Genomic DNA, 4,944 nt, shown 5'->3' with positions numbered 1-4,944 from the left:
TATAGTCATTTCTAAAATATTTAAACAGTTGTTAAGTTGTTATAAAGGTCGATAGGTCGGTTTGACATTTCTTTTCTACACATCTTTCACCTATAAAAAAGCCCCCCAGCCAAAACGGCTGGGGGGCTTTTTTATAGGTGAAAGATGTGTATTACAACGGGTTCTGCACCATACCAGGATTTTGGTTAGCATTTAGCTCATCCTGCGGAATAAGCCACTGCCATCTTTTATCACCAGCCGGAACATCAAGTATGTTACCAGCAAGTGTAGCTGAGTGGTTTGATGCATTTCTATCTAGCGAACTATTAGTTCGCTTTAAGTCAAGAAAGCGGAAACCCTCTCCCCAAAGCTCCACGCGTCGCTGTAACAGAATCTCATTAATCAAAGCCTGATCAGAAAGAGGAATAAATTCATATTTACTATTCCGGGTTTTCATCAGTTCAGCTAAAACACCTGCTGCGGCCACACCACTTCCTTTGCGGGCTAGTGCTTCAGCTTCGATAAGATACATTTCGGCAGCTCGCATATAAGGTACGTCTCCAATACTACTAGCAGCACCTTCAGACATGAATTTTCTATTCATGTATGGTTTAGGCGAGAAAGATGTTGGGGTAAGAAATCCATTTACATCATATCCAACAGTTTTATCATTAGCATCTTTTACAGCTGTAGGAGTTGGGTCCCACATTTGCTTACGTACGTCTGTATCCGCTATTTTAGCATAAAGCTTACTGTTGATTGCTTTTGGATTGCTCCTAATATTAGAAGAACTAAAGTTAACTGACATGTAAGCAAAAAATGAGTAAAAGTATGTGGTTTGGTCAGAAATCTGATCACTGCCCCACATCCACTCTACATTATCTACATTATTGAAGCCTGCTAAATAATCTTTCTCGCTCATTAAGGAGAATCCATTTCTAGCTTCTTTTGCATACTTGGCAGCGGTTTCCCAGTCTTGCATAGTTAAGGCAACACGTGCTTTAATGCCTTTGGCAACTTCAACATTGAAGTGTGACTTTGCATTGCGAGAGCTTGGGAGCAAGGAAATCGCCTCATCAATATCCTTATTTATTTGTGCGTAAACCTGCTCTACAGTTGCTCTTGGTTTTCCTTCTAAGGTATAGGCATCCATTATAGGTACTCCAAGCTGATCATTAGATCCCTTGGCGGCATCATAACGCTCTGCAAAAATTTGCACTAGCTGATGGTGTGCCCATGCTTTGTAAGCCAGCGCCTGCCCCTTTATTTTGGCTTTGTCGCTATCAGGACCTTCTGCTTTATCTATGTTCGCGATTATATTATTCGCGTTAGCGATCAATTTATAATAGAACCTATAAGTAAATGCCACGGCAGTAGCGCTGGTATTGCGGTGCGTCAGCCATTTGTAAGTGTTGTTAAACCAGCCATTCCCGGCAGCAGTCATCACAACATCCTCTCCCATCGCATCCATACTAATCATTATTGATCCCTGCCCGCCTTGGTCTTGTGCATCGTATTGCATAAACATGGCTCTATGGATACCGTTAAGAGCAGCCCAGGCATTAACAGTAGTTGAAACAGCTAGTTCTGAAGGAACAGCGTCAGTTGGCTGCACCTCAAGATAATCTTTGTCGCAGGAGGCAAATAGCAACATGCAAGCCGTTAGCGAACTATATAATACTTTCTTCATCTTCAATAATTATAAGGTAACGTTCAAACCAACAGTATAAATACGAGAAGGTATATATGAATTAGAAGTAACACCTGAATAAGACTGATTTACATTCATACCTTCACGCTTCGAGAATAACTTCAGGTTTTCGCCAGAAGCAAAGACACTGGCATTTTTCAGGAACACTTTAGAAGTGATGTCGGATGGCAGCAGATAGTTTAGATTTACTGATCGGATGTTCAGGTAAGAAGCATCTATCAACCAACGGTCAGACTGCGCATTAGACTGCGTAGCGGCAGTAAGGTCCATTCGTGGTACATCAGTCTCATCACCTGGTTTTTGCCAGCGGTTCAAAATATCTTTATGTAAAGCACCTCCCTGTGTGCCTCCGTTCATCAAAGAAGCATAGTTAGCATCGTATACCTTTCCTCCAACCTGGTAAGTCAGCAATACAGAAAGCGATAGGTTTTTATAAGTGAATGTATTTGTAATACCTCCTGCAAAATCAGGTATCGCAGAACCCGCATAATGGTATCTGGCGTTGCTTGACTCTGTTGTTACAGAGTCTCCGTTTGCCAATACTTTGGTTTTACCCTCAACCCATTTATCGGCAACAAACAGACCTGCTCCTGTCTCAGAATCTACACCATACCAATCACGCAACCAATAATCGTAGATTGATTTACCTACCATGTATTTCTTTGTACCGGTAATCATCTCCTCTTGTGGAAGCTTCTTCAGTTTATTTTTGTAAGTAGACGCGTTAAGGCTAACATTCCAGGTGAAGTCTTGAGTTTTAACAGCATCTGCAGCTAATTGCAGTTCGTAACCTGTGTTAGCCATAGTGCCTATATTCTCCCATTTTTGCTTTAAGCCACTTGAAAGTGGAAGGGGCACCAGGAAAAGCAGGTTTTCAGATTCTCTGTTAAAATATTCCACGCTACCGCTAATTCTATCGAACAGGTCAAATTCTATACCTATATCAAAGCTGTTGTTGGATTCCCAAAGCAGGTTAGCACTACCAAGTACATCCTGTTGCAGAAGGCCTGGCTCTTTCGCGTTATTTATACCAAGCGAGTAAAGTTCCTGATAGCCATAGTATCTGTCTGTTCCATCAGAATTCAAAAGGGCATCATTACCAACCTGGCCATAAGATCCTCTTAATTTGAGCATCCCCACCCATTCCGGTAGTGTCATAAACGATTCTCTATCCAAGCGCCATGAAGCTCCCAAAGACCAGAAGTCACCCCAGCGCACATCAGATTTGAACCTTGATGATCCATCACGGCGGTAAGATCCGGAAATTGTATACTTATCATCAAATGTGTAGTTCAAGCGCGATAAGTAACTTTCTACTCTGTAAGCATCTGTGCGAGAATCAAGGCTGTTAGTGGTAGTGAAATTGCCTAGCTCGGTGTTGTCCTCTACTATTAGGTTCTGGCGCATACCATATAAATATTTATATGTATAGCTGTAATTCTCATGACCTACAAGGGCATCTACAAAATGCCTGTTGTTGAAAGTTGTAGAGTAGTTCAATAACTGGTTAACATTGGCAGTTGTTGCGTTCGAACTTGTACGGCTTGCTCTACCAGCTGGCGCACCGTCGCCCACTCTATTGTTGTCGAATTCTGATGCCAGGTAGTTAGATACGTCAACACTTATGTTAGTTGTAAACTTAAAGTCTTGTAGAAACTTAACCTCCGCGAATGTTCTGGCACTTATCACATTGCGATTGTACAGGTTGTCGTTCCACTGAGTCTCTGCAACAATGTGGCGACCAACGCTTGCATTACTTCCACGGCTTGGCAAGCCAAGCTCAGCCATATTACCATAGTCAAAGATTTTGTTTCCATTCTTGTCCAGCAGGTATGCTCCCGTTGTAGGATCATGTGCATATACAGGATAAATAGGCCCCATGCCACGTGCAAAGTTGAAAGGGTTTACATAGCTTGAGCTGCTACTGGTGCTTGCCTGATTAGACTCAGTAATGGTACCAGAAACATTCAATCCAGTTCTTAACCAGTCAGTAGCTTGCGTATTAACGTTTACACGGCCGGTAAAACGCTCATAGTCAGAACGCAGCACATATCCTTTTTCATTTAGGTAACCTAAGGAAACAAAATAGTCGCTCTTCTCGGAGCCACCACTATAGTTCAATGCATAGTCACTGCGGCTTCCTGTTCTTTCAAGTGGCTCAAACCAATCAAGATCATCATAAAGAAGCTGCGCATCAGGGTTGATTTTACCATCAACACCTACAATTGCATTGGCTGGCACGTTGAAAGGGTTATAACCTAAAAGGCTATTAACGCTACCAGTTTTACCATCTCTCAATGTTTTAAGACCGGATGAAATTTGATTTGCATCATCCATAGAATAAGGATCTTTGGCTAAGTTAACCAAATCATTTCTGCGTGCTTCCCAAACTAAAGGGTAGTATTCGTAAGCATTTACACGATCATATTCCTTGATAGCTCTTTCAGAAACACCTTGAGAAATTTTCAGGTTGATTTGATTGCTTCCTTTTTTACCTTTTTTGGTAGTGATCATGACAACACCGTTTGTAGCGCGTGCGCCATAAAGAGCAGTTGAAGATGCATCTTTCAAAATAGATATACTCTCGATATCATCTACGTTCAGGTTCGCAATGCTACCTGGGTACGGAGAACCATCTACTACATAAAGCGGATCGTTAGACGAGTTAACAGAGCCTATACCACGTATACGTATTTCCGGGCCAGAGCCTGGCTGACCGCTACCAGCATTCGCCTGTACACCTGCAGCCTGGCCAGCTATAGCATTCGTGATGTTTGTTACCGGCCTTTGAGCAATTTTTTCACTTGAAATCTGGGTTGCAGCACCTGTAAAAGAACCCTTGTCTGCGGTACCATAAGCTACAACTACAACTTCCTGTAACTGTTTATCGTCCACACCTAAGGCAACATTAATTGCAGCGGCATTTCCGATCTCACGCTCTACTGTTTTATAACCAATAAAGCGGTAAATTAATGTGCTCCCGTTTGCAGGCACACTGATGGTATAAGAACCATCTAATCCTGTGGTAGTGCCCACCGTAGTACCTTTCACAATTACTGCCACTCCTGGCAGCCCTTGCGATGTGCTCTGGTCCGTAACTGTACCAGACACTGTCTTGCTTTGGGCATATACCTGTTGTAACAGGGTTAGCACCATCACAAAACTAATCAGTAATAGTCTTCTCATTGTAGGTGATTGAATTGGATGTTAATTGGTTAGTAAGTAAAAAATATAAATGTTAAAAATTTTGGCAT

Annotated in this window: 2 protein-coding genes; both read right to left on the bottom strand. The window is 42.2% G+C overall.

Annotation, left to right across the window (positions count from 1 at the left end):
- Positions 1-151 precede the first annotated feature (151 nt).
- The gene (locus tag ACFQ2O_RS20000; RefSeq protein WP_377532235.1) at positions 152-1,669 is read right to left on the bottom strand and encodes a RagB/SusD family nutrient uptake outer membrane protein; all 1,518 of its coding nucleotides are present in this window, start codon (positions 1,667-1,669) and stop codon (positions 152-154) included.
- A gap of 9 nt (positions 1,670-1,678) precedes the next feature.
- The gene (locus ACFQ2O_RS19995; protein WP_377532232.1) at positions 1,679-4,876 is read right to left on the bottom strand and encodes a SusC/RagA family TonB-linked outer membrane protein; all 3,198 of its coding nucleotides are present in this window, start codon (positions 4,874-4,876) and stop codon (positions 1,679-1,681) included.
- Positions 4,877-4,944: the final 68 nt, after the last annotated feature.

It is taken from the genome of Pontibacter rugosus, assembly GCF_042678745.1.
GTDB lineage: Bacteria > Bacteroidota > Bacteroidia > Cytophagales > Hymenobacteraceae > Pontibacter > Pontibacter rugosus.
Note: the sequence above shows the minus strand (reverse complement) of the source record. Positions and strands in the feature narration are given on the sequence as shown.

Coding starts and splice junctions, on each gene's coding strand:
- ACFQ2O_RS20000 (WP_377532235.1), bottom strand. CDS start 1,669: ATGAAGAAAGTATTATATAGTTCGCTAACGGCTTGCATGTTGCTATTT.
- ACFQ2O_RS19995 (WP_377532232.1), bottom strand. CDS start 4,876: ATGAGAAGACTATTACTGATTAGTTTTGTGATGGTGCTAACCCTGTTA.